This window comes from Bradyrhizobium sp. WSM471, from assembly GCF_000244915.1.
Taxonomy (GTDB): domain Bacteria; phylum Pseudomonadota; class Alphaproteobacteria; order Rhizobiales; family Xanthobacteraceae; genus Bradyrhizobium.
Map to the genome: position 1 here is coordinate 5,330,028 of NZ_CM001442.1, position 22,183 is coordinate 5,352,210.

Consider the following 22,183-nt stretch of genomic DNA (forward strand, 5'->3'; position numbering starts at 1 on the left):
CCCTTTAGGCCTCGAGCACGCTCTTCTTGCCCCACAAGCCGCGCGCGCGGAACGTCACGACGGCAACGAGCAAGATGTACATCGACAACAGCGACCATTCGGACGCGTAGGCACCGGCAAGGCCGACACACAAGCCGACCAGCAGTCCGGCCGCGACCGCACCCCAAAAGCTGCCGACGCCCCCGAGCACGATCACCAGGAACGCAGGAATAACGGCATCGACCCCCATATGCGGACGAATGCCCCAGATCGGCGCGACGATGATGCCCGCGATCGCGGCCAGCATCGTGCCGAACACGAACACCAGCAGCCGCAATCGTGACAGGTTGATGCCGAGCGCGCGCACGATCTCACTGTCATGAGCGCCGGCCTTGACCGTCGCGCCGAACGAGGTCTTTTCTATCAGCAGCCAGACCAGGCCGATGATCCCGGCCGCGATACCTGCTGCGTAGAAGCGATAGGTCGACCAGATCAGATCGCCGAACAGGAAGCCGCCATTGATGGCGGACGGCACCTGCAGCACGTAATCGCGCGTGCCCCAGACCAGGCGGATCATCTCCTCGATCACCATCGCGGCGCCGAAGGTCAGGAGCAGCCCGTAGAGCGGATCCTTGCCGTAAGTGCGCCGCATGCAGAGCTCGATCAGCATGCCGACCAGACTCACGATCACGGGCGCGATGACCAACGTGGCGGCATAGCGCCAGCCGAGCGGCAGCGCGAGCCACGCTTTCGCAAGTTCCATCGGCAATGGCGGGCGCGGCCCCGTGAGCTGCATGGCGACATAAGCCCCGAGCGCGAACAGCGAGCCGTGCGCGAGGTTGATCTGCTCCATCAGCCCGACAATGAGCATGAAGCCGAGTGCGATCAGTGCGAACAACAGGCCGAGCGTCAGGCCGTTGAGGAGATGCGGAAGAAGGTCGAACAAGGTTTTGGGCTCTCGGAACTGGCATGTTTCACCCGGGACGCCGACGGTCCCGGTGCGCGGCGCACGAGATCGCGCGCCGCTCGTTGTGCGATGTGACGCACCGTCTTCAGGAGTCGACGGTCGGCACCTGCTCGTAGGGCGTGAGCTTGCACTTGCCGGCCGCCGCATCGTCGGCGGCGGATTTCGGCTCCGTCCAGCTGATGATCTCGAACAGATCGGTATTGTCGGCCGGCTTGGCGTTGCGCCGCGCCAGATAGATCGTCTGCTGCATCTGGTGCGTCATCGGATCCATGTAGGCGTCGAAATGCTGCATGCGGTCGGTCGCCGAGACCTTGAGGTTCTCGAGCTCCTTGATGATCTTGACGTTGTTGGTCGACCCTGCCCGCTCGATCGCACGAAGCAGTTCGCGCGTGGACATGTAGCCGTTGTAGGAGACGTTGCCAGGCACCGGGATCGGGCCGTCCTTGTTGGCGGCCTGCCACTTCTTGACGAATTCGGCGACGCCGGGCAGCGGCAGCTTGTGATACCAGGTCGTGCCGAACACGCCGAACAGGCTGTCGGGCGCGCCCCACACGTCGGGCCAGTCCTGCTGGTTGTTGATCCAGGCCGGTTTGCCGTCGAGCTTGAGCTGCGCCACCTGCTCGCGCAATGCCTTGATATCGTCGCCGCCAACCGCGGTCGCCACGACATCGGGCTTGGCCTGCTGGATCTTCAGCAGATAGGCAGTAAAATCGCGCGTGTTCTGCGGCACCAGCAGATTGTCGAGGATCTTGCCACCGGCGCTCTCGACCTGCGTCCTGGTCGCGGCAGACGTCGTGTGACCCCAGACATAGTCATTGGTCAGCAGCATCCAGTTCTTGCCGATGGAGTCCACCGCGTTCTTGACCGACGCCTTGGAAAAATTGGTGCCGTTGCCGTCCCAGACGAATTTCACGCGTGAGCAGTTCTCCCCGGCTTCGCTGGGCGCGGAGGAATTGGTGTTCATGTAGATCACACCATATTTGCTGGCGACCTGCGTGATGGCGTTGGCGACGCCCGAATGCAGCGCGCCGATCAGGATGGTGCAGTCCTCGCGGGTGATGAAGCGTTCGGCGACGCGGCTGCCGGTGGCTGGCGTCGTCTCGGTGTCCGCGGTGATGAACGTGACCTGGCGCCCGAGCACGCCACCTTTGGCGTTGATCTCGTCGATCGCCATCTTGATGCCGCGGAAATCATCCTGGCCGCTGTTGCCGTATTGACCGCTGGCATCGCAGGTCAGGCCAAACTTGATCGGTTTCGCGCCTTGCGCCCAGGCATGATTCTGCCGCCACGGCCCAAAGAAGCTGCCGGTGCCGCCGACGACACTCGCCATCAAGCTGCCCTTCAGAACGCTTCGCCGTGAGATCTGACGCCCTCTCATCGTGTCCTCCCGTCTCAGTAGCCTTTTGCTTTTTGTGCGATTAGAATATTCATTCCATCTGTTATGTAAAGTAGAATATTTGATCCAAACGGGGAAATGCAGTTAAACAGGCGACCGATCCGGAGATCCGACTCGATGAACAAGGCGGCTGGCGCCATGAGTTATGACGAACTGCGCGGCGCGATTGCGCAGCGGCACCGGGCGCTGTCCGGCCGGCTGCAGCAGATCGCGGAGTTCGTGCTCGATCACCCGACTGATGTCGCACTCGGCACCGTGGCGGAGGTGGCGCAGCGCTCAAGAGTGCCGCCGTCGGCGATCGTTCGCTTCGCGCATGCGCTCGGGTTCGGCGGCTTCACCGAGATGCAGCAGGTGTTCCGCTCACGCCTCGTCGCCGGCGTCGCGCCAAGCTACAAGTCGCGCCTCGCCCGCATGAAGAGCCAGGAGAAGTCAGTGCTCGGCCGCCAGCCGGCCGCGGTATTGTCGCGCTTCGTCTCGGAAGCCCAATCGGCGCTGGTCACGCTGAGCCAATCCGTGCATGCGCGCGAACTCGACGCCGCAACCGCGATCCTTGCCAAGGCGCGCGACATCTATCTGCTCGGCCTCGGCGGCTCGTTCCCGGTTGCGATTCATTTGGCCTACGTGCTGCGCAAGCTGGGACGGCGTGTCGTCCTGCTCGACGGCACCGGCGGCAGCATCCACGAGCAGTCGCATGCCGCGACCACGGAGGACGCACTGGTCGCGATCAGCTTCCGAAATTACTATCCGGATACGGCGCGGCTGTTTCCCGAACTCGTCGCGCGGGGCGTCCCCACGATTTCCATCACCGACAGCCTCCTGAGCCCGATCGTCGAGGGCGCGAGCGTCGTGTTCGAGATCCAGGACATGCCTGAGCCTGCGCTACGCACGCTTGTCGCACCGATGTGCCTCGCGCAGGCGTTGGCGATTGGCCTCGATCTCGCAGCCGACTGATAGTCACAACAGGAACAAGATCATGACATCGCATGACACCAACAAGGTTCTGGCGGGCAAAGTTGCGCTGGTGACCGGCGCGGGGCGCGGGCTCGGCCGCGCGTTTGCAGAGAAGCTTGCCGCGCTCGGCGCTGACCTCGCCATTCACGGCATGCGCGAGAACGGGCCGGCCGAATATGGCGAGGGCACCACCCTCACCGCGGTCGCCGCCGAGATCGGACGGGAATTCGGCGTTCGCAGCCAGCGCGTGCTCGGCGATCTCACCAAGGGCGAGGACATCGCACGCGTCATCGCGGAGACCGAAGCGGCACTCGGCCCGATCGACATTCTCGTGCACAATGCCGGCGGCGATATCGCGGCCGGCGGCGGCAAGCCCGATCCGAACGATGCGGTGAACATCAAGGAGGCCGATGTGCGCGCGGTGCTGGAGCGCAATCTGCTCTCCACCATCCTGACATGCCAGGCGGTCGCGCGCGGCATGATGGAGCGCCGACGCGGCCGCATCGTCACGCTTGGCTCGGTCGCCGCTTTCAAGGGGCGTACTCAGGGCTCGATCTATGCGGTGTCGAAGGCCGGCGTGACCCACTACACGCGATGCCTGGCCGACCAGCTCCGCCCCTACGATATCTCCGTCAACTGCATCGCGCCCGGAGATACCCGCACCGGCCGCTTCCTCGGAACGCGCGCAGTCGACCCCGACAGAATGGTCGAGACCGGCACGCTCGACCGGATCGCGACGGTCGACGAGGTCGCGCGCGTTGTCGAATTCTTCGCAGGCCCCATGGGCGCCTTCGTTTCCGGCCAGGTGCTGCGGATCGACGGCGGCGGGCAGTGCTGGCCGGGCTAAAACGCAGGCGCGAAGCGAAAAAGGGCCGCTGCAGGCGGCCCTTTTGCGTGATCTCGAATTGACTAAGCCTAGTCCACCCGCGCCAGCACCGCGAGCTTGCGGATGCCCTTGTTGCGGTAGGCGTCGAGGAACGCGTAATAATCCTTGAAGGACACGCAGCCGTTGGAATCGCCATTCGGCCCGAGCATGAAGGTGTGCGCGAGAAGGCCGTCGCGGCCGTAGATCGCGCTCTCACCGCCAATCGGGGTCAGGCGCAGCGCAGGCACGCCGTGAAACAGCGCCTCGCGCGGCTTCAGCGTGTAGATGTGCGGCGGCGTCACGCCGCGCATGCGGACGCGCGAGGAGCGCGGGTCGTCGAGGTTGGAGCCGAGGCCGGAATGCGCCTCGAGCTTGGTGCCGTCTGGCAAGTAAACCGCCTTGGCGGAGATGTCGTAGACCGCGGTGTCGCGCTCATAGGGCGCCGAACCGCCGAGCATGGGGTTCTGCTCCCTCGGCGCGATGGATGCGGTTACGCTGGCGTCGGCCGAGGCATAGGCGAGCAGCCCACCGGACGGCTCGCGCTTGCCCCAGAGCTTTTCCACCATCGACTGGCGCGGTCCGGTGATCGACATCACCGCAGCCTTGGCGCGATCGGCAATCGATCTTGGCTTCGCCTCAGGCGCCGGCACGATCTCGGCCGGATCCGCCGAGGCAAGCTGCACCGGCGCGTCGGCGCCGCGCTTGGACTTGGCGGCGTCAGCGATCTTGGCGGGACCTGGCTTCAGGACTTCCGCGACCCTCGCGATCACGCTCGGCTTCGGCGCGTCCTTGGCTTCGGCGACCTTGGTTGCGGGCGCGGCGCTGGCCGCATTCGATGTCACGCCTTGGGTCGCAGCCGCGGCAAAGCGATCGTTGAACATCTCGCGCGAGATCGGCGCTGCCACCTGCAACCGGTCGGGCAAGAGCGCAAAGGCTTCCTTGACGGCCTCACCGGCCTCACGCAGCGCGACCCGGGGCGCACGCTTGATCACAGGCTCGTCGTAGCCGCTGCTGCCGACCGTCGGATAGACGCTGGCGGCAAAGATGTTGCTGTAGACGGTCCAGCCGGCGCCAAGCACGATGCAGCCGATCACGGCGGCGCCAAGCACGTTGTGGGTCGTCATTTTCCGGGAAGGCTTCCGATAAGAAGTGCTCGAGAATCCTTTGGACTTTCGTGCCGCGATGCCTTGCGCAGCGATACTCGTACTCATTCGCCTTGCGTCCAGAACGGTGTCACTCAGTCCCCCTTCGAAGCGCCGCTGGTCACGATCCGGGAACAGCATTTCGCAGAGGGTCGGAGCGTCATTAAGGCCACTTTTAGTTAAATGCGGATTAAGTTCGGGCGGATGTGGGGCAACCCGTTCGGGTCGTCCCATTTCGAGAAAAAAGCCCGCAGGACTACGGACTTAAGCGCGTCTGTTAACCATGATTCTCGGCGGGATTTGGCGTTGCCGGCGACCGTCTCCGGCCGCATCTCTAAGGCCATCCAACCAAGTCGTTTTCGTGGTCTTCAATACCCGGAAGATAGCGGGCAAACGTTGCGCGAGGCTGGTGCGCACAGCACCCTCTCCTCCGCAGCCGCAGCGCGGTTGGCAGCAGCCACATCACACACCGCGCACGCGAGCCGGTGCCCTGACCGAAAGTTGATCGCACCGCATTGGAAAAGGCCGCAGCGAGAAAATAGCTACGGCAACCGGCACTTTTCAGCAGCCTCTGCGTGTGATACGGTACCGTATCAACATCGCCTTGAACTGTGCCTGGCACGCAAACGGAGGCTGGCATGAGAGAGTTCGCGCGCGCAGGGCTTTTCGCTCTGGCGGGGTCGTTTCTGTTGATCGGACATGCGATTGCCCAGCCTGCCGCCAATGTGGGCTGCACGGCGGCGCCGTCTGCTGCCGGTACGCAGACCTGGCGCTGCGACAACGGCATCACGATCGTTGCCGAAAGCGGTGCCAGATTTGAACTTAAGGACGCTAACCGCGACGGACATATAGACTCGGTGGAGTTGAGCAGCAAAGCGCTGCTGGTCGAGGTGCCCAAGAAGCCTGGCGGCAAGCCATTCAAGGTCCTGACGCCGCAGGCGATCGCCGCGGTGCGCGGCACGAAATGGGCGGTCGATGTCGCGGAGGCCAAGACCTCCGTCTTCGTGGCTGACGGCCGTGTCGGCGTGAGCCGCAGGAGCGGCGGGCGCAGCGTGGTATTAGGCCGTGGCGAAGGCGTCGACGTGGAAGCGACAGGCGCGTTGACGGTCAAGACATGGGGCCAGCCGCGCGTCGACGCATTGATGGCAAGACTTGGTCAATAGGGCTAGGTCACGAGACTAGGTCAATAAAACCAGGCCAATAAGTTCGGGTCACCTGGGCCCGGCGAACAGCATTTGGACGATAGAAAAAATTGAAACACGACCACATGAGTAGCCGACGCGTTCAGATCCTGGTGGCACTCGTCCTCACCGCGCTGTGGGGCGCGGGCATCTATGCCGGTCACGCCAACGGTCGTCTGCGCTTTCTCGATCGCCTCGAGGCGACGCTGACGGATTGGCGGACTCAGGTCCGCGGCGTGCGGGTTCCGCCCGATCTCGTCACCATCGTCGCGATCGACGACACCGTCGTGAAGCGCGGCGGCAGCTACCCGCTGCCGCGGGCCGATCTCGCCCGAATCGTCGACACCATCGTGCAGTTCAAGCCGAAGGTCGTCGCGATCGACCTGCTCCTGGTCGACCGCAGCGCTGCGATCGGCGACGCCACGCTGGCAAATACGCTGGCTACCGGTCCCATGGTTCTTGCCGCCGCGGCGATCTTCCCGTCCGCCAGTGAGACCGTGGAGACCAGCGGCCAAGGTCCCCTCGCCGCCCTGCCGCAGGCCGAGCGCTTCCTGCTGCCCTTGCCGGCGTTCGCCGATCATGCCGAGGTCGGCGTCGTCAACGTTGCGACCGGACAATCGGGCTCGCCGCTCTCGGTGCCGATGCTGTTCCGGACCAGCGACAAGGTCGAGCTGTCCTTCCCGTTGCGGGTCGCGGCGCGCGCGCTCGACAAGTCGCTGACGATCGCGCCGGACCATCTGATGCTCGGCGACCGCGCGGTGCCGACCGATACCGATTTCGCGCTGCCGATCACCTATTACGGCCCGCGCCGGACCATCCGCACCGTCAGCGCACAGAGCATCTTCGACGGCACGCTCAATCGCGCGGCGATCGAGAACCGGATCGTCGTGATCGGCGCCTCCGTCGCCGGCGGAGGCGATTTCTACCCGACGCCGTTCGAATCTCTGATGCCCGGCGTCGAAGTGGTCTCCACGGCGATCACCCATCTGGTTGCCGGCGACAGCATCGTGCGCGACCGCAAGGTCCACATCGCCGACGCGCTCATCGCGATCCTGTTGCCGATGCTGCTGGTGGGTCTGCTCGCCTGGCGGCGCAGCGCGCCCGGCATCATGGCGGCGGCCACGGTGATGATCGCCTGGGCCGGCTTCAATCTGTTCGCGTTCACGCACGGCGTCTGGCTGAACGCCGCGACCACGCTCGCCGCAGCAGTGCCGCCGGTTGCGGTCTTTGCCGGCGTGCAATTATGGGCGGGAGGCCGCCGCACGCAATATTTCGCAGCCAAGAGCCGGTCGCTCGCGCAATTCCAGGCCCCGGCGGTGCAAGAGTGGCTGGCGCGCGATCCGAATTTCCTGTCGAAACCCGTCCGGCAGGACGCAGCAATGGTCTTCATCGATCTCTCCGGCTTCACGGCGCTGAGCGAGCGGATCGATCCGGGCGAACTCCAGGACATTCTGAAGGCGTTTCACGCGCTGGTCGAGAAGACCGCGGTCGATTGCGGTGGCATGATCAGCGGCTTTCTCGGCGACGGCGCCATGATCCTGTTCGGCCTGCCCGGCGCGATGCCCGACGACGCCGCGCGCGCGCTGAAATGCGCGATCGACCTGCACCGTGGCGTCGAACGCTGGATCGCATCGTTGCCGCCTGCGATGCGGGATCAGCTCGGCTTCAAGATCGGCGCGCATTTCGGCCCGATCGTCGCCTCGCGCCTCGGCGAAAGCCATCAGCACATCACGGCGACGGGCGACACCGTCAACGTCGCGAGCCGGTTGATGGAGGTTGCCGTTCAGAACGGCGCGCGCCTCGCGCTCAGCGACACGCTGCTGGATGCGGCCGACTTTCAGGGCGGTCCCGACGGCGTTCTGTCGGGCCCCCTGCTCACGCAGGTCCGCGGCCGCTCCGGCGTCGTGACCGTCTGGTTCTGGCGCGACCAGGACAGGCCGAACCAGGCCGCGACCAAGGCCGAGACGATCAACTGAACCTTCGCCGTCGTTCCGACGAAGAGCTACCGCGCTTCCGGCGGTGGCGAGCGGTCCAGCACGTCGCCCTTGGCGCCTTCGAGCAGATCGATGCTGTAAGTCTCAATGACGAGCGGGCCGCGCTTGCGCTGCAATTGCGCGACCTGCGTCACCTTCGCAAAGAGATCGTGGACGGCGGGATGGCCGTCAGGACGCAGCTCATCGACATAGATCAGCTTGCCCGCAAGCAGCTTTGGATCCGGCTCGGGCATGTTGGCCCAGCGGATGCGCTGGTTCTGCTGCGCCACGCAGCTGCCGCGCGGCAGATAGAAGGCAAGCCAGCCTGTCGTGCCGTAGTCCGGCGCAAGCACGCAGGTCGCGCCATTGCGGACGCGCACCGCTTCGATTTCGGCAGCGAGCTCGCGCCAGCCGACGCCGACGCTGCGCACGGTCGCATCGCGGCGATAGCCGGACAGCCAGCCGGTGTTGGCCTGCACGATCAGCGCGGCAAACATCACGATGCCGGTGGGTGCGGCCCAGCGCAGGCAGAAATCCACCAGGCGACGCTGCCGCGCCTTCCACTGCACGAGATTGGCGGCGGCGGCCGCCGCGATGACGAAGGGCGGATAGACGGGCGCGAACCAGTTGGCCTCGACGCGGGCATGCAGGGAATGCCAGACGAAATAGACGACGATGGTCCAGAACATCGTCTCGATCAGCACGCGCGAGGCCAGCGCGCCGGCCCGGCGCCAGGTCAGCGCGTGCAGCCCCATCGCGCCGAGGATGAACACCAGCGGGGTTGCGAACGCGATCTGGGTCGGGATCAGCTCGGCAATGAAGACCGGACGAAAATCCTCGATCCTGGCGCGCCCGAGCTGCTTTGCGAACGACACCCATTGATGATCGGCGTTCCAGAGGATCACCGGCGCGAACAGCGCCAGCGCAACGCAACCGCCCAGATACGGCCACGGCGAGAGAAACCAGTGCCGCAGTTTCGGCACGGCAGCGAGCCAGATCAGGATCGCCAGCCCGAAGAACATCGCGGTGTATTTCGACAGGAGCGCCGCGCCGACGGCTGCGCCGACCGCGAGCCACCAGACGCCGCGGCCGCTCTCCAGCACCTTGGCGAGAAAGAACAGCACGAAGCTGGAGGCAACCAGCAGCGGCGCATCGGGCGTGACGATCAGCGTGCCGACCGAGGCCAGCAGCGTCACGTTGAGCAGGATGGCGCTGGTCGCGGCCACCCGCGCGCCGCCGATCAGGATCGCGGCGGAGCGATAGATCGCATAGCTCATCGGCAGCGCGAGCAGGATCGAGACCAGCCGGACGCCGAGTTCGGTGTCACCCGCGATCAGGGTGCCGGCGCGGATGACGTAGGCAACCATCGGCGGGTGGTCGTAATATCCCCCGGCGAGGTTCTGCGACCACATCCAGTAATAGGCTTCGTCGAAGGTGATCGGCGTGACGGCGGCTGCGACGAGCCGCAAGCCGACCAGCGCAAGGATCACCAGCGCCGTATTGCGGACGATCCGCGCATCAGCCCCGCCCATCGTGAGCTATTTCTTGCGCCAGACGAACAGTCCGGACATTGCGTAGTTCCACACCACGCCCATCAGCGCCCCGGCCGCGCCCGCAAGCCACCAGATCGGCTCCTGGTCGTAGACCGAGAAGGCGACGCCGACATTGGCCAGCAGGCCGACGCTGCACACGATGTAGAACGCGATCAGGCCGCGCAGCAGCGCAAAGCCCTTCAGCCGCTGGTCGCGATAGGTGAGGAAGTTGTTGAGAACGAAATTGCTGGTCATCGCGACGATGGCGCCGGAGGCCTGCGCTTCCGCGAACGGTTCCTTGAACAGCTCGAGCGATATGAACAGGGTGGTGAGATGCACCACGAGGCCGATTCCGCCGACCATCGCGAACAGCAGGAAGCGCAACGAGACAGCATCGTTGGTGAACTTCGCCAGCACCAGGCCAAGAAAATCCAGCGCGACCATGGAATCGAGCTTGCTTTCGCCGTGCTGACGCTCACCGAAGGTGTAGGGAATTTCGATGGCGCGCAAGCTGCCATTGGCGCTCGCGACGAGGTCGAGCAGGATCTTGAAGCCGTGCACGGAAAGTTTCGGCGCGAGCTGCTCGAAGCGGTCGCGGCGAACCATGAAGAAGCCGCTCATGGGATCGGCGATCTCGACCCGCAGCGCTTTCCTGGCGAGTTCCGTTGCCAGCGCGCTGGCGCCGGCGCGCTGCTTGTTGAAGCCTTCGCTCTTGTAGCCCTCGATGTAGCGGCTGCCGACCACGAGTTCGGCCTGCCCGCTTGCGAGCAGTGACAGCATCTTCGGCAGTTGCGTCTCGTCGTGCTGGAGGTCGGCGTCGATCACGGCTGCATAGGGCGCGCTGGAGGCCAGGATGCCCTCGATGCAGGCCCCCGACAGGCCGCGGCGGCCGATGCGGCGGACACAGCGCACGCGGCTGTCGCGCTGGGCCAGCGCACGCACGACGTCCCAAGTGCCATCAGGCGAATTATCGTCGACGAACACGACCTCCCAGGCGATGCCGGCCAGCACTGCCTCCAGCCGCCGGTACAGCACCGTGACATTGTCGCGCTCGTTGAAGGTCGGGACGACGACCGACAAGTCCGGCGCCGGCGAAGCCGCCTGTGGGGTATCGGAGCCCGGTCTGATCGCTTGATTCATGACGGCAGCGTATATCCGCCACGTCCTGTGCTGCCAAGAACTTGTGCTGGCAAGAACTTGTGCTGGCAAGCCGGGGTTTCTCTGGGGAGCGGCCCAAAAGGGGCCCAAAAATGCCAACGACCCCGGAACGGCGGGCTGCGCGTACATCCGGCGCGGCCTGTGCTATTCCAAGGTCGTTCCAGCGCCGGAGTTTTTCGCTCAACGTCGCCGTTAGAAGCTAAATGGGAACGGCAACGCCGCTTTACAAGGGTCGAAAGAGGCCTTTTTCACGCCCTTACTGGTTCGGGACTTCCTTGATTACCGGCCCTCGCGGCACGGGCGCGGCAGGGGCCGCCGGCGCCGCAACCCCGGCCGGCTCAGCCTTCGCAGGTTTGGGCGGCTTGCCGTACTGGCCGATCGGCCCAAAGACGACGGCGACCGCAAGCACGATCGCCGCGACGATCGCGCCCAAAATGCCCCCCACCGACTCAGACGACATGGAAACCCATCCCTGTTCCAGATGCGCCCAGTGATACCATGGATGAGCGCGCTGCCGGAAGGGCTTGCCGGACGCACCGGTTCAATGGGCTATTTCTGCGGCGGCTTGTGCTTGACGAAGGCCATCACGATGTCCTTCTGCGCCGCCTCCACCGCCCTGTTCGCGGTCGCGAGATGGGCGCCGGCATCGATAGCCGGATATTGCGTGGTGAGATAATCGAGCAGTGCCACCCGGTAATATTGCCGCTCCGACGGACAGGCTCCGGCGACGGAGCGGCCAAAATCCTGTTCCGACAGGCCCTGATTGCCGTCGCGCGAATATTCCCGCGCCAGGCAATGCCAATAATCATCGCGGCCCTGCATGGCGAGCTTCTGCGCACCCTTGGCATCGTCATCGTCGGCCATGACCGAAGACATCATGGCAGCAGATGTCATCATGACGAGCGCCGCTCCCACTATCAGCATCCGCATCTTGTTCTCCATTTTTTCGCAGATCCCGTCGCGAGCTTAGACGGGACGTCGAAACTGGCCAATCACAACTGGTTTGATTAGGATGGAGGTCCTCCTCCCGTCATCCGAGATCCTCCGTGGCCAAAGCAAAAACCGCGTCCAAAAAATCCGGCAACATCTTCATCGGCATCGGCGGCTGGACCTTCGAGCCCTGGCGCGGTGTGTTCTATCCGGAGAAGCTCACGCAAGCCAAGGAGCTGTCCTACGCCGCATCGAAGCTGACCTCGATCGAGATCAACGGCACGTATTACGGCTCGCAGAAACCGGAGAGCTTTCGCAAATGGGCGAGCGAGGTGCCCGATGGTTTCGTGTTCTCACTCAAGGGACCGCGCTTCGCCACCAATCGGCGCGTGCTGGCCGAGGCCGGAGATTCCATCAAGCGGTTCTATGATTCCGGCGTGCTGGAACTGGGCGATCATCTTGGGCCGGTGCTGTGGCAGTTCGCGCCGACCAAAAAATTCGACGGCGCCGATTTCGGCAAATTCCTCGAGCTGTTGCCGCGCAAGCTCGACGGACGCGCGCTGCGCCACGTCGTCGAGGTCCGTCACGACAGTTTCTGCACGCCGGACTTCGTCGCGCTGATCCGCGAATTCGAGACGCCCGTCGTCTTCGCCGAGCACGGCAAATATCCGGCGATCGCCGACGTCGCCGGCGATTTCGTCTATGCCCGGCTGCAGAAGGGCAATGACGAGATCAAGACGTGCTATCCGCCGAAGCAGCTCGATGCCTGGGCCAAGCGCTTTCAGGACTGGGCCGAGGGAAGTGAACCCGACGACCTGCCGAAGGTCGACAAGGCCAAGCCGAAGAAGGAGCCCCGCGACGTGTTCGCCTATGTCATCCATGAGGGCAAGGTGCGTGCGCCGGCCGGCGCCATGGAACTGATCGCGCGGGTGAGTTGAGGTGTTTCGCTAAAGGTGTCTCATGGCAAAGGCCAAAAAGCTCTTCACCATCGGCTATGAGCAGACGCCGCCCAAGGCAGTGCTCGACGAGTTGGAGCAATCCGGCGTCAAACTCGTCGTCGACGTGCGCGCGGTGACGTCATCGCGCCGGCCCGGCTTTTCCAAAAAGCAGTTGTCCGCGGGCCTTGATGAACGCGGCATCGCCTATGTCCACCTCGCCGCGCTGGGAACGCCCAAGGAAGGCCGCCTCGCCGCCCGCAGCGGGCAATACGATGTGCTGGAGAAGATTTTCTCAAAGCACCTGAAAACGCCGGAGGCCCGGGAGCAGATGGACGAGCTCTCGGCACTGGTGAAGAAAGCCGGTCCCGTCTGCCTGCTCTGCTACGAGCGCGATCACACCCATTGCCACCGCCAGATGATCGCGGAGGTCATCGAGGATCGGGATGGCGTGACCGTGAAGAATCTGGCGGGACGGCAGGTGTAGCTGCCGCCGTAGCCGTCATCCTGAGGTGCCGTAGCGAAGCGAAGGCCTCGAAGGACGACGGCGTGACGCCAATGCAGCACCTCGGCCGTACATCCTTCGAGGCTCGCTAGAGCTCGCACCTCAGGATGACGGGGAGAGAGCGGCTACCCCTCCCCAGCGAGCCTGAACGTCCCTTCCATCATCTGCACGCAGCTGCCGCCGACATGGGCCGAGACGATCTTGCCGTCCTGCTTGCGCACGCGCGTCTGCAGGATGCTGGGCCGGCCCATGTCAAAGCCCTGGCCGACCGTGAGCTTCAACTCGCCATCGCGCGTGGCATCGAGCTCGGCGAACAGCGCGGCCGCTGCGACCGTGGCGCTGCCGGTGGCGGGGTCCTCGGCGAGGCCGCTGGCGCCGCGCATGAACATGCGCGCCTGGCGCTCGCATGGCGCCTCCGCCGCGGGCACATCGCGCGTATAGAACCACGCCGCGAACGCGCCGTCGCACGGAAATACCTTGCCGAAGGCCGCCGCGTCGGATCTCGCCCGTTTGAGCGCATCGCGCGAGTGCACCTCAATCACCAGAAACGGCGTTCCAACGCTGACGACCTGAGGCGCGTGATGGTCGACCTTGATGTCGTCTGCACCGAGCGAGATGCAGCTCGCGGCATCAGCGGCCGACAATTGCGACAAACGCGCCAAAGGCTGCGGCGCGGTGAGCTCGGTGCTGATCACGCGGCCCTGCTCTCGCACGATATCGACCGGCACCAGACCCGCTTTCTCCTCGAACCGCAGGCGCGGCTTCGGCTCCTTCGCGATCGTCGCCAGCACGAAGGCGGTACCGACATTGGGATGGCCAGCGAAAGGAAGCTCCCTGACAGGCGTGAAGATGCGCACCTCGGCATCATTCGCCTTGTCGCGCGGCGGCAGCACGAAGGTCGTCTCGGAATAGTTGAACTCGGTCGCGATCGCCTGCATTTGCGTGGTCGACAACCCGCCGGCATCGAGTACCACGGCGAGCTGGTTGCCGCCGAAGGCGCGGTCGGTGAACACGTCGACGGTGATGTAGCGGCGCTGCATCTTTCATTCCCTCATGCAAGGCGCGGCCGCAACCGGCCGCATCGCGCGCCAGTGTACAAGCCGGCGGCACCGCTCGTCATGCCCCACAATTCGGTGCAATCGGAGCAATCGCGATGACGCGTTGAAGCCGAGAGCCGGCTTCCACAATGCAAGACCCGAAAGCTAGCGGAGATAGTCCATCACGCGCCTTCACCGAAGTGCAGCTCGCGCTTGAAGACCGGTTACCCCAATTGAAACACCGCCACCTTTTGCTCATAGCCGCGCACCTCGACCTCGCCGAGCGCGACGGCATCGCTGCCGTCCTCGCCCAGCGCCTCGCGCACGGCCGCGGAGATCAGGAGCTGCGAACCGAACTCCTTGTTCAGCGCCTCCAGCCGGGAAGCGAAGTTCACGGTGTCTCCGATGACGGTGTATTCCTTGCGCCGGGGCGAGCCGATATTGCCGGCGACGACCTCGCCGAAATGGATGCCGATTCCGATTCTGAGCGGCCAGCTCGTCTGCGCGTTGATGCGCTCCATCGCGGTCAGCATCTCGCGGCCCGCGGCGACCGCGCGGTGCGCGGCGTCGGAGGCCTCGAGCGGCGCACCGAACAGCGCGAGAAAGCCGTCGCCCAGAAACTTGTTCACGATGCCACCCTCGCGGTCGAGAATGTCGACCAGCACGGCGAAGGCGCCGTCGAGCCGGTCGACCACCTCCTGCGGAGTGCGCGACTGCGCGCCGGCGGTGAAGCCGCGGAAATCGACGAACATCACGGCGACGCGGCGTAGGTCGCCGGCGGCGCTCGTCCCCGCCGCCATCAGCCGCTCGACGACCTGCGGCGAAACATGCTGGCCGAAAAGGTTGGTCACCCGGTCGCGCGCGGTCGCTGCCGCAATGCTCGCCGCGAACTGGCGGCGGAGCTGCGCACCGACCGCGCCTGCAAGCACGCCGCAGATCAGGATGATGGTGCTTCGTACCGCGTGAAAATAGATCTGCGGCTCGCCGCTCCCGCTGGCAGGATCGAAGATCAGCGCCACGGCGAACAGCTCGGCCGCGGCGACAAAACCGGTGAAGGTGGAGAGCCAGAAGTCCAGCCGCAGGGTCGAGAGGATGACGAAGATGAAATAGATCAGTGGCACCGCGAAGCCCAGCGCCTGATTCGCGCCCATGGTCCGGATCTGGAGGATCAGGATCACCGTGGGTACCGAGGTTTCGATCAGCGCGCCGATATAGCGCCTGACAACCGGCAGATCGCGATCTAGCTTGAGGTTCTTCCTGATCTGGGTGTGGACCCAGACCTCGAACAGGATGAAGCCGACGAGCAGGCCGTAGACCTCGGCCAGCCCTTCGGTGCCGCGCCACACCCGGCCGACGACGGCGGGATCGACCAGGTTGATCGCAGTGAGGAACAGCATCATGACGCAGCCCGTCATGATCAGCGCCCTCACCCGCAACAGCTCGGTCCGCAGCACCTCCCGCGTCAGCTCGCGCTCGAAGTCCTCGGACATCACGGCGTGTTGCCGGGCCTTCCTGCTCGCAAAACTGACCATTCCGCCCCCTTGATTCCAGGGGCATCTTGCCTCAATCCAGCGTGCGGCGGAAGCGCGTCACGGCGATGGTCATGGCGAGCAGCATCAGGACAGCCAGGGCCAACGCATCGAAACGCAAATTTTGCATGCTCGCGCCCTTCAGCATGATGGCGCGGACGATGCGCAGATAATGCGTCAGTGGCAGGCACTCACCGACATATTGCGCCCAGGCCGGCATCCCGGCAAACGGGAACATGAAGCCGGACAGCAAGATGCTCGGCAGGAAGAACATCATCGACATCTGCATCGCCTGGAGCTGGTTCTGCACCAGCGTCGAGATCGTATACCCGATCGCCAGGTTGGTCGTGATGAACAGCGTCGAGAGCAGGGCCAACAGGAACAGATTGCCGAGCACCGGCACGCCGAACAGGCCGACCCCGATGCCGATGATGAGGAACGCCTGAACGAAACCGACCAGCACGTAGGGAATGATCTTGCCGAACATCACCTCGACCGGCTTGATCGGCATCGACAGCAGGGCCTCCATCGTGCCGCGCTCGACCTCGCGCGTGACCGAGAGCGCGGTGAAGATCAGCATGGTCATGGTCAGGATGGTGCCGACGAGGCCCGGCACGATGTTGAGGCTCGACGCGGCGGCGGGGTTGTAGCGGGCGTGCGCGCGGATCTCGAACGGCATCTCAGGAGGATCTCCGATGTAGAGATCGTGCTTGAGCGCGGTCTGCACGACCATGCCGAGCGAGCCGATCGCCGCGCTCGCCGCCACTGGATCGGTGGCGTCGGCCGCGACCAGCAGCGCCGGCTTATCGCCGCGCCGCACTGCCCGCTCGAAGCCACGCGGGATCTCGACGCCGAACAGCACCTTGCCGGATTTCAGGAGATTGTCGAAATCCTCAACGTCGTGGACTTCGTAGAGAAAGCGGAAATAGGCGGTGTTCTCCAGCGCCTTCAGGATCGAGCGTGCGAGATCGGAGTCCTCCTGGAGCAGCACCGCGCTCGGCAGATTGTGCGGCGTGGTGTTGATGGCGTAGCCGAACAAGAGCAGCTGCATCACCGGCAGCATCACGATCATCGCAAACGACACCCGGTCCCGCCTGAGCTGGATGAACTCCTTGATCAGCATCGCATAGGAGCGCCTCCAGAAGCCGAAGCGCTCCCGGATCGCGTGCCGTGGTTCGGGACGATCGACGGCGGTCATTGGAAATTGTCCTTGGAACGGCCCATCAACTCGATGAACACATCTTCCAGTGACGGCGACGATTTGTGCCAGTGCAGCCCGCTTTTCTCGCACCATGGTGCGATGCTGGCTTCGAGCGCGGCGACGTCGCGGCCGGAGACGTGCAGCGACGTGCCGAACGGCGCCACCATGTCGATTCCCGGCTTGCCGGTGAGCGCAGCCGCGAGCTCGTTCAGGTCCTCGCCCGTCACGGTGTAGGTCGTCAGCGCGGATTTCGCGATCACCTCCTCCACGGTGCCGTGCACGAGCAGATGGCCATAGGCGATATAAGCGATCTCGTGACAGCGCTCGGCCTCGTCCATGTAGTGGGTCGAGACCAGCACGGTGAGACCGTCGGCCGCCAGTGCATGAATCTCGTTCCAGAAATCGCGCCGCGCCTTCGGGTCGACGCCGGCGGTCGGTTCGTCCAACAGCAGCAGTTTCGGACTCGGCAATGTGCAGGCACCCAGCGCCAACCGCTGCTTCCAGCCGCCGGAGAGCTCGCCCGCGAGCTGTTCCTCGCGCCCCGAGAGCCCGATCCGCTTGATCATGTCGCGCGCGGCGCCGCGTGCATCGCGAAGGCCGTACAGCCGCGCGACGAATTCGAGGTTTTCGCGGACTGAGAGATCCTGATAGAGGCTGAACCGCTGGGTCATGTAGCCGACCTGGCGCTTGATCTTTTCGGCATCGCGCCTGATGTCGTAGCCGAGGCAGGTGCCCTCGCCGCTGTCGGGCGTGAGCAGGCCGCAGAGGATGCGGATGGTCGTCGTCTTGCCGGAGCCGTTTGGGCCGAGGAAGCCGTAGATCGAACCCCGCTTCACCTGCATCGACAGATCGTGCACGACCTCGCGGCCGCCGAACGACTTGGTCAGGCCCTTGACGTCGATCGCAATGCCATTGGCGCCGCTCATCGCTTGTCCGCCACCGGAGTCTTTGGATTGAGATGGACGTCGATGGGTTGTCCGACACGCAAGGCATCGGGACGCGAGGGCCGAGCCTGGATCAGGTAGACGAGCTTGTTGCGCTCCTCAAGGCTGTAAATGACAGGCGGAGTGTATTCGGCCGAAGTCGCGATGAAATAGATCTTTGCGGTGAGATCGGCGGCGCAATTGTCGCACGCGATCCGCACCGTATCGCCGATCGCGAGCTTCGGCAGCTCGGTCTCCGGCACGAAGAAGCGCAGCTTCATATTGCCGGGCGGCATGATCGAGAGCACCGGCCGTTGCGCCGCCACCATCTCGCCCTCGCGAAAATAGATCTGCTGGATGGTGCCGGCGACTGGCGCAAACCCTTTGCGCCGCGCCATCCGCGTCTCCGAGGTCACCACCCGCGCCTCGGCGACGCGCAAGGCGGAGACGGCCGAGTCGAGATTGGCCTGCGTGCCCGAGCCGGTCTTGCTCAGCGAGGCCGCGCGGTCATAGGTCTGCTGCGCGTTGGCAAGCGTCGCCTTGTTCTGGTTGAGATCGGCAAGCTGGAGATCGTCGTCAACGGAATAGAGGTGATCGCCGACCTTGACTTCGTCGCCCTCGCGGATGTTCAGCTTCGTCACGCGGCCGGCCTCGTCCGGGCTGACGAAGATCATGTCGGCCTCGACCCAGCCCTGGAAGCCGGGATCACGTTTCTCCTTGCACCCAGCAAGCCCAGTTGCGAGCGCGATGATCAGTGCAGCTCCGAAAATTACCTGCGACGACCTCATGTCGTGCTCCGTTCGCCAAAAATCAAATCGAGATGAACGCGCAGCATGTCCTGCGCGTCGAGCGGCGCGTGCCGCGCAAACAGGCTCTGCCAGATCACCGCGATCATCGCGGGTGCGACCAGGATCTGCGGATAATGCGCCAGGTTCTTCTGGCGGATCTCGCCGCGGGCAATGCCGAGCTCGATCAGCGCGCGCATGGCGGCGATGCCGCGCGAGACAACCTCGCGGTAGTAGAAATCGGCCACGGAGGGAAACCGTGGCCCCTCGGCCACTATCAGGCGCACGAGATCGCCGCGCCTGGTGCCGATGACCTCCTTCAGGAAGTTGCTGGCAAACGCCTCGACGAGATCGCGCACCGAGCCCGCCGGTGGCGGCAATGCCGTCAACCGGGTCACGACAGGCACGATCACCGTCCGCACCAGCTCCTCGAACATCGATTCCTTGTCCTTGAAGTGCAGGTAGATGGTGCCCTTGGCGACACCCGCGCGCTTCGCGATGTCGTCGAGCCGCGTGGCGGCAAAGCCGCGCGCGATGAATTCCTCCATCGCGGCCTCCACGATCGCCGCACGTCGTTCCGCCGCACGCGTGGCGCGGCTCGACGCGGGCATGGCGTCGTTGCCAGCGCGTGAATTGGCCTTCGCGTCGGAGCGAGCTGCGGGTGGCGTGGCGGCTTTGGTGGGCTTTCTGGTCATCCGCAATATTTGACTGACTAGTCAGTCATAGTCAAGACAGCACGGCGGACCCAATCTGACAAACAAATTAGCCTTGACTAATTCATTAGCATATACTAATCTGAATCCTATGATCGAAGCCGCTCCAAATCCCGTGACCACCGTGATGCGCGCCCTCGCCGATCCGACACGGCGCGCCGTGTTCGAGCGCGTCTTCGAGAGCAAGGAGATCAGCGTCGCCGAGCTCACGCGCGGAAGTGGCGTGACGCAAGGTGCGATCTCGCAACATTTGAAGTCCCTCAAGCAGGCCGGCCTCGTCGCCGAGCGTGCCGAGGGCCGCAACGTCTATTACCGTGCCGCGCCGCAAGGCCTCGAACCGCTGGTCTCCTGGATGGACCATTACGGCGTGTTCTGGCGCGAGCGCTTCCAGAACCTGCGTGACCTCTTGAAGGAGATCGATCCGTGAGTGCTGTTGAATTGAAAGCCGAGACAAAAGACATCGTCCTCGACGAGGTGCTCCCTCACGCACCGGAGACGATCTGGAAGGCGCTGACCAGCGCCCAGCTGATCGCGCGCTGGCTGATGCCGCCGACCGGTTTCGAGGCCGTCGAAGGCAACACTTTCACCTACCAGACCACGCCGGGCGGCGCCTGGGATGGCGTCATCCATTGCCGCGTCTTGGAGGTCATGCCGAACCGCCGCCTCGTCTACGCTTGGAAGGGCGGGGATGAGCGCAACACCGGTTACGGCGCGCCGCTCGACACTGTCGTGACGTGGTCCCTCACCCCGGTCGAGGCCGGCACGCGGATCCGTCTGGTTCATGCGGGCTTCGTCATACCCAGGAACGAGTCGGCCTACACGGGCATGAGCGGCGGCTGGAAGAAGGTCGTCCGCCAGCTCGATGAGATCAGCGGCGAAGACAAGTAAGGAGTTATCGCAATGACCAAGCCGTTTACCGGCGGCTGCGCCTGCGGCGCGATCCGCTATTCGATTCTGGGTGAGCCCCTGTTCAGCAATCACTGCCAGTGCCGGGACTGCCAGCGCGAAAGCGGTAGCGGCCACGGCTCGTACATGACCTTCGCGCGCGCCGGCGTCACCGTGACGGGCGAAGCGAAGCACTGGGAGATGGTCGGCGACAGCGGCAACGTGAAAACACGCGGTTTCTGCGCCCAGTGCGGCTTGCCTGTTTATCTGACCTTCGCGGCCATGCCCGACATCTTCACCATCCGCGCCGCAAGCCTCGACGAACCCGCCCGCTACGAGCCGCAAGTGGTGACTTACGCCGCGCGCGGACATGCCTGGGATCGCCTCGACCCGGACCTTCCGAAGTTCGCGGGCATGCCGCCGGGGTGATAGCTGCCGCGCAAACGGTGCGCTCCCTCCCCCGCTTGCCGAGGGTTGGGGAGAGGGTGTCGCCGCAACGGGACAATCGCCAAGCGGAGAGAGCCCTCACCCGCGCCTTCGGCGCGACCTCTCCCGCAAGCGGGAGAGGTGAAACACCAAGCACCTGCCTCAACTATGAAACTTCAACCCGTCGACGATCTTATCGATCACCTTGCGCTCGGCGCGCACAGCGAGACCGACGAGGTTGAGATCGGCCCGCGCCACCGCCCTCACCGCTTCGCGATTGGCGGCATCATGTGTGGTCTTGAACATGTCCTCGGTATAGACCGCCGGCTTGACGTTGCGCGTCAGAGCCCGCTCGAGCGCGCGCGTCAATGCGGAACCGTCGGCACCATAGATCAGAATCGGCTGGCCGATCAGCGCGTGATAGTTCGTGCCCGACGCGTCTTCATAGGGTTCGCCAATGCAATCGGGAAACGCAGCCGCGATGCCGCTGGTGAGGAAGGCCGCGACGTTGAGCTTCTGCCAGGCTTGAAGATCGGTGCGGATCACGATGGCGATCTTGGTATCGAACTGCATGCAACTCCTCGACTGTCATTCCGGATTCGATGCTACGCACCATCCGAATGACTGCAACAGGAATCAACCCTTCGCGTCGCAGGCCCAGGCGCGGATCACGCATTCCTTGCCGCCGTATTTGTAGCATTCGCGCGTGGCGGCATTGAGCGTGGCCGAGATCTTCGGCTTGACGGCATAGCCGTAGGCGCCGCAGGGATTGGAAAGATCGACCGACATCGCGGCGCAGGCGCGCTTCATCGTCACGGTCGTGCAGTCGCCTTTGCACTGCTTCTGCGCCGCCGCGCGAGCTTCGTGCTCGGCGCCATAATCGAAGGCCTGACCATAGGCACCGCACTTGCCGACTGCAAATGCACCGGCGGCATGTGCGTCCGTGATGTGGCGAGCGCCCGCGACGCAGACGGACAGCGCAAAGAAAAACATCGCGCAACGGCGCGCGACGACGTTCGAAGCCATGGAAAAACCCCTCCCCCCAAGGCAGGCGAAGTGGACTGTAAGCGCCGGTTGTTTCCAGATGGTGAACGGGGCGTTGAAATTGAGGCGTGCCACCAATTTCGGATCGCAGTCTGGGGAATGGTGGGCATGGCGCTACGCGCCTTA

At 64.4% G+C, this 22,183-nt stretch carries 25 protein-coding genes; 10 read left to right on the forward strand and 15 right to left on the reverse strand.

Going from position 1 to position 22,183, the window contains the following annotated elements; translation table 11 throughout:
- Nucleotides 1-4 precede the first annotated feature (4 nt).
- Together BRA471DRAFT_RS24155 and BRA471DRAFT_RS24160 are read right to left on the reverse strand one after the other, a co-directional pair.
- Nucleotides 5-925 (reverse strand): branched-chain amino acid ABC transporter permease, encoded by a 921-nt coding sequence (locus BRA471DRAFT_RS24155; RefSeq protein ID WP_007611932.1) that lies wholly within the window; start codon nt 923-925, stop codon nt 5-7.
- Nucleotides 926-1,031: 106 nt separating this feature from the next.
- The gene (locus BRA471DRAFT_RS24160) at nt 1,032-2,324 is read right to left on the reverse strand and encodes an ABC transporter substrate-binding protein (RefSeq protein WP_007611933.1); all 1,293 of its coding nucleotides are present in this window, start codon (nt 2,322-2,324) and stop codon (nt 1,032-1,034) included.
- Nucleotides 2,325-2,459: 135 nt separating this feature from the next.
- On the opposite strand from BRA471DRAFT_RS24160, the gene BRA471DRAFT_RS24165 reads away from it, so the two are divergent.
- Both BRA471DRAFT_RS24165 and BRA471DRAFT_RS24170 read left to right on the forward strand, forming a co-directional pair.
- Entirely contained in the window at nt 2,460-3,293 is an 834-nt protein-coding gene (locus tag BRA471DRAFT_RS24165; protein WP_007611934.1) for a MurR/RpiR family transcriptional regulator, read from the forward strand.
- Between the two features lie 22 nt (nt 3,294-3,315).
- The gene (locus BRA471DRAFT_RS24170; RefSeq protein WP_007611936.1) at nt 3,316-4,140 is read left to right on the forward strand and encodes an SDR family NAD(P)-dependent oxidoreductase; all 825 of its coding nucleotides are present in this window, start codon (nt 3,316-3,318) and stop codon (nt 4,138-4,140) included.
- Between the two features lie 68 nt (nt 4,141-4,208).
- On the opposite strand, the gene BRA471DRAFT_RS24175 is transcribed toward BRA471DRAFT_RS24170, so the two are convergent.
- On the reverse strand, nt 4,209-5,282 hold the full coding sequence (locus tag BRA471DRAFT_RS24175) for a DUF2778 domain-containing protein (RefSeq protein ID WP_007611938.1): 1,074 nt from the start codon (nt 5,280-5,282) through the stop codon (nt 4,209-4,211).
- A 656-nt stretch (nt 5,283-5,938) separates the two neighbouring features.
- On the opposite strand from BRA471DRAFT_RS24175, the gene BRA471DRAFT_RS24180 reads away from it, so the two are divergent.
- Nucleotides 5,939-6,463, forward strand: a complete 525-nt coding sequence (locus tag BRA471DRAFT_RS24180; RefSeq protein ID WP_007611946.1) for a FecR domain-containing protein — start codon at nt 5,939-5,941, stop codon at nt 6,461-6,463.
- A 104-nt stretch (nt 6,464-6,567) separates the two neighbouring features.
- Entirely contained in the window at nt 6,568-8,457 is a 1,890-nt protein-coding gene (locus BRA471DRAFT_RS24185; RefSeq protein WP_007611948.1) for a CHASE2 domain-containing protein, read from the forward strand.
- 26 nt (nt 8,458-8,483) lie between these two features.
- On the opposite strand, the gene BRA471DRAFT_RS24190 is transcribed toward BRA471DRAFT_RS24185, so the two are convergent.
- From BRA471DRAFT_RS24190 to BRA471DRAFT_RS24205, 4 genes are all read right to left on the reverse strand, one after another.
- The gene (locus BRA471DRAFT_RS24190) at nt 8,484-9,986 is read right to left on the reverse strand and encodes a glycosyltransferase family 39 protein (protein WP_007611950.1); all 1,503 of its coding nucleotides are present in this window, start codon (nt 9,984-9,986) and stop codon (nt 8,484-8,486) included.
- A gap of 6 nt (nt 9,987-9,992) precedes the next feature.
- Nucleotides 9,993-11,126 (reverse strand): glycosyltransferase family 2 protein, encoded by a 1,134-nt coding sequence (locus BRA471DRAFT_RS24195; RefSeq protein ID WP_035974215.1) that lies wholly within the window; start codon nt 11,124-11,126, stop codon nt 9,993-9,995.
- 274 nt (nt 11,127-11,400) lie between these two features.
- Nucleotides 11,401-11,604 carry a hypothetical protein gene (locus tag BRA471DRAFT_RS24200; RefSeq protein WP_007611954.1) on the reverse strand — a complete coding sequence of 68 codons (204 nt, stop codon included), beginning with the start codon at nt 11,602-11,604 and terminating at the stop codon, nt 11,401-11,403.
- 89 nt (nt 11,605-11,693) lie between these two features.
- On the reverse strand, nt 11,694-12,074 hold the full coding sequence (locus BRA471DRAFT_RS24205) for a hypothetical protein (RefSeq protein ID WP_007611959.1): 381 nt from the start codon (nt 12,072-12,074) through the stop codon (nt 11,694-11,696).
- Nucleotides 12,075-12,190: 116 nt separating this feature from the next.
- Here BRA471DRAFT_RS24205 and BRA471DRAFT_RS24210 point away from each other — a divergent pair, with 116 nt between their 5' ends.
- Both BRA471DRAFT_RS24210 and BRA471DRAFT_RS24215 read left to right on the forward strand, forming a co-directional pair.
- Nucleotides 12,191-13,012 (forward strand): DUF72 domain-containing protein, encoded by an 822-nt coding sequence (locus BRA471DRAFT_RS24210; protein ID WP_007611963.1) that lies wholly within the window; start codon nt 12,191-12,193, stop codon nt 13,010-13,012.
- Nucleotides 13,013-13,034: 22 nt separating this feature from the next.
- Nucleotides 13,035-13,496, forward strand: coding sequence for a DUF488 family protein (locus tag BRA471DRAFT_RS24215; protein WP_007611965.1), 462 nt, complete (start codon nt 13,035-13,037; stop codon nt 13,494-13,496).
- A gap of 143 nt (nt 13,497-13,639) precedes the next feature.
- Here BRA471DRAFT_RS24215 and BRA471DRAFT_RS24220 read toward each other — a convergent pair whose 3' ends face one another.
- The 6 genes from BRA471DRAFT_RS24220 to BRA471DRAFT_RS24245 all read right to left on the reverse strand — a co-directional run bounded on the left by BRA471DRAFT_RS24220 (nt 13,640) and on the right by BRA471DRAFT_RS24245 (nt 19,600).
- Nucleotides 13,640-14,554 (reverse strand): PhzF family phenazine biosynthesis protein, encoded by a 915-nt coding sequence (locus tag BRA471DRAFT_RS24220; RefSeq protein WP_007611967.1) that lies wholly within the window; start codon nt 14,552-14,554, stop codon nt 13,640-13,642.
- Nucleotides 14,555-14,775: 221 nt separating this feature from the next.
- Nucleotides 14,776-16,083, reverse strand: a complete 1,308-nt coding sequence (locus BRA471DRAFT_RS24225) for an adenylate/guanylate cyclase domain-containing protein (protein WP_007611971.1) — start codon at nt 16,081-16,083, stop codon at nt 14,776-14,778.
- Nucleotides 16,084-16,114: 31 nt separating this feature from the next.
- Nucleotides 16,115-17,278 carry an ABC transporter permease gene (locus BRA471DRAFT_RS24230; RefSeq protein ID WP_007611973.1) on the reverse strand — a complete coding sequence of 388 codons (1,164 nt, stop codon included), beginning with the start codon at nt 17,276-17,278 and terminating at the stop codon, nt 16,115-16,117.
- A complete protein-coding gene (locus tag BRA471DRAFT_RS24235; protein ID WP_007611975.1) occupies nt 17,275-18,207 on the reverse strand; it encodes an ABC transporter ATP-binding protein in 933 nt (310 codons plus the stop codon). The genes BRA471DRAFT_RS24230 and BRA471DRAFT_RS24235 overlap by 4 nt, the downstream gene beginning before the upstream one ends.
- Nucleotides 18,204-18,992 carry an HlyD family secretion protein gene (locus BRA471DRAFT_RS24240; protein WP_007611983.1) on the reverse strand — a complete coding sequence of 263 codons (789 nt, stop codon included), beginning with the start codon at nt 18,990-18,992 and terminating at the stop codon, nt 18,204-18,206. Before BRA471DRAFT_RS24240 ends, BRA471DRAFT_RS24235 begins: the two co-directional genes overlap by 4 nt.
- Entirely contained in the window at nt 18,989-19,600 is a 612-nt protein-coding gene (locus BRA471DRAFT_RS24245; protein WP_007611984.1) for a TetR/AcrR family transcriptional regulator, read from the reverse strand. The genes BRA471DRAFT_RS24240 and BRA471DRAFT_RS24245 overlap by 4 nt, the downstream gene beginning before the upstream one ends.
- On the opposite strand from BRA471DRAFT_RS24245, the gene BRA471DRAFT_RS39825 reads away from it, so the two are divergent.
- The 4 genes from BRA471DRAFT_RS39825 (at nt 19,524) to BRA471DRAFT_RS24260 (ending at nt 21,016) form a co-directional block, all read left to right on the forward strand.
- The gene (locus BRA471DRAFT_RS39825) at nt 19,524-19,697 is read left to right on the forward strand and encodes a hypothetical protein (RefSeq protein WP_231171171.1); all 174 of its coding nucleotides are present in this window, start codon (nt 19,524-19,526) and stop codon (nt 19,695-19,697) included. The two genes, BRA471DRAFT_RS24245 and BRA471DRAFT_RS39825, sit on opposite strands and share 77 nt — an antisense overlap.
- Before the next feature lie 96 nt (nt 19,698-19,793).
- Nucleotides 19,794-20,129 carry a helix-turn-helix transcriptional regulator gene (locus tag BRA471DRAFT_RS24250; protein WP_007611986.1) on the forward strand — a complete coding sequence of 112 codons (336 nt, stop codon included), beginning with the start codon at nt 19,794-19,796 and terminating at the stop codon, nt 20,127-20,129.
- Nucleotides 20,126-20,590 (forward strand): SRPBCC domain-containing protein, encoded by a 465-nt coding sequence (locus BRA471DRAFT_RS24255; protein ID WP_007611987.1) that lies wholly within the window; start codon nt 20,126-20,128, stop codon nt 20,588-20,590. Before BRA471DRAFT_RS24250 ends, BRA471DRAFT_RS24255 begins: the two co-directional genes overlap by 4 nt.
- A 12-nt stretch (nt 20,591-20,602) precedes the next feature.
- Nucleotides 20,603-21,016 carry a GFA family protein gene (locus BRA471DRAFT_RS24260; RefSeq protein ID WP_007611988.1) on the forward strand — a complete coding sequence of 138 codons (414 nt, stop codon included), beginning with the start codon at nt 20,603-20,605 and terminating at the stop codon, nt 21,014-21,016.
- Between the two features lie 159 nt (nt 21,017-21,175).
- Here the strand turns inward: BRA471DRAFT_RS24260 and BRA471DRAFT_RS24265 are convergent, their stop codons facing one another.
- Both BRA471DRAFT_RS24265 and BRA471DRAFT_RS24270 read right to left on the reverse strand, forming a co-directional pair.
- A complete protein-coding gene (locus BRA471DRAFT_RS24265) occupies nt 21,176-21,586 on the reverse strand; it encodes a DUF2000 family protein (RefSeq protein ID WP_007611989.1) in 411 nt (136 codons plus the stop codon).
- Between the two features lie 63 nt (nt 21,587-21,649).
- Nucleotides 21,650-22,039, reverse strand: coding sequence for a DUF4189 domain-containing protein (locus tag BRA471DRAFT_RS24270; protein ID WP_007611990.1), 390 nt, complete (start codon nt 22,037-22,039; stop codon nt 21,650-21,652).
- Nucleotides 22,040-22,183: the final 144 nt, after the last annotated feature.

Excerpts from the sequence above, each read along its gene's own strand:
- BRA471DRAFT_RS24160 (WP_007611933.1), bottom strand. The coding sequence starts at position 2,324 with ATGAGAGGGCGTCAGATCTCACGGCGAAGCGTTCTGAAGGGCAGCTTG.
- BRA471DRAFT_RS24165 (WP_007611934.1), top strand. The coding sequence starts at position 2,460 with ATGAACAAGGCGGCTGGCGCCATGAGTTATGACGAACTGCGCGGCGCG.
- BRA471DRAFT_RS24170 (WP_007611936.1), top strand. The coding sequence starts at position 3,316 with ATGACATCGCATGACACCAACAAGGTTCTGGCGGGCAAAGTTGCGCTG.
- BRA471DRAFT_RS24175 (WP_007611938.1), bottom strand. The coding sequence starts at position 5,282 with ATGACGACCCACAACGTGCTTGGCGCCGCCGTGATCGGCTGCATCGTG.
- BRA471DRAFT_RS24180 (WP_007611946.1), top strand. The coding sequence starts at position 5,939 with ATGAGAGAGTTCGCGCGCGCAGGGCTTTTCGCTCTGGCGGGGTCGTTT.
- BRA471DRAFT_RS24185 (WP_007611948.1), top strand. The coding sequence starts at position 6,568 with ATGAGTAGCCGACGCGTTCAGATCCTGGTGGCACTCGTCCTCACCGCG.
- BRA471DRAFT_RS24190 (WP_007611950.1), bottom strand. The coding sequence starts at position 9,986 with ATGGGCGGGGCTGATGCGCGGATCGTCCGCAATACGGCGCTGGTGATC.
- BRA471DRAFT_RS24195 (WP_035974215.1), bottom strand. The coding sequence starts at position 11,126 with ATGAATCAAGCGATCAGACCGGGCTCCGATACCCCACAGGCGGCTTCG.
- BRA471DRAFT_RS24200 (WP_007611954.1), bottom strand. The coding sequence starts at position 11,604 with ATGTCGTCTGAGTCGGTGGGGGGCATTTTGGGCGCGATCGTCGCGGCG.
- BRA471DRAFT_RS24205 (WP_007611959.1), bottom strand. The coding sequence starts at position 12,074 with ATGCGGATGCTGATAGTGGGAGCGGCGCTCGTCATGATGACATCTGCT.
- BRA471DRAFT_RS24215 (WP_007611965.1), top strand. The coding sequence starts at position 13,035 with ATGGCAAAGGCCAAAAAGCTCTTCACCATCGGCTATGAGCAGACGCCG.
- BRA471DRAFT_RS24220 (WP_007611967.1), bottom strand. The coding sequence starts at position 14,554 with ATGCAGCGCCGCTACATCACCGTCGACGTGTTCACCGACCGCGCCTTC.
- BRA471DRAFT_RS24225 (WP_007611971.1), bottom strand. The coding sequence starts at position 16,083 with ATGGTCAGTTTTGCGAGCAGGAAGGCCCGGCAACACGCCGTGATGTCC.
- BRA471DRAFT_RS24230 (WP_007611973.1), bottom strand. The coding sequence starts at position 17,278 with ATGACCGCCGTCGATCGTCCCGAACCACGGCACGCGATCCGGGAGCGC.
- BRA471DRAFT_RS24235 (WP_007611975.1), bottom strand. The coding sequence starts at position 18,207 with ATGAGCGGCGCCAATGGCATTGCGATCGACGTCAAGGGCCTGACCAAG.
- BRA471DRAFT_RS24240 (WP_007611983.1), bottom strand. The coding sequence starts at position 18,992 with ATGAGGTCGTCGCAGGTAATTTTCGGAGCTGCACTGATCATCGCGCTC.
- BRA471DRAFT_RS39825 (WP_231171171.1), top strand. The coding sequence starts at position 19,524 with ATGAATTCCTCCATCGCGGCCTCCACGATCGCCGCACGTCGTTCCGCC.
- BRA471DRAFT_RS24245 (WP_007611984.1), bottom strand. The coding sequence starts at position 19,600 with ATGCCCGCGTCGAGCCGCGCCACGCGTGCGGCGGAACGACGTGCGGCG.
- BRA471DRAFT_RS24250 (WP_007611986.1), top strand. The coding sequence starts at position 19,794 with ATGATCGAAGCCGCTCCAAATCCCGTGACCACCGTGATGCGCGCCCTC.
- BRA471DRAFT_RS24260 (WP_007611988.1), top strand. The coding sequence starts at position 20,603 with ATGACCAAGCCGTTTACCGGCGGCTGCGCCTGCGGCGCGATCCGCTAT.
- BRA471DRAFT_RS24265 (WP_007611989.1), bottom strand. The coding sequence starts at position 21,586 with ATGCAGTTCGATACCAAGATCGCCATCGTGATCCGCACCGATCTTCAA.
- BRA471DRAFT_RS24270 (WP_007611990.1), bottom strand. The coding sequence starts at position 22,039 with ATGGCTTCGAACGTCGTCGCGCGCCGTTGCGCGATGTTTTTCTTTGCG.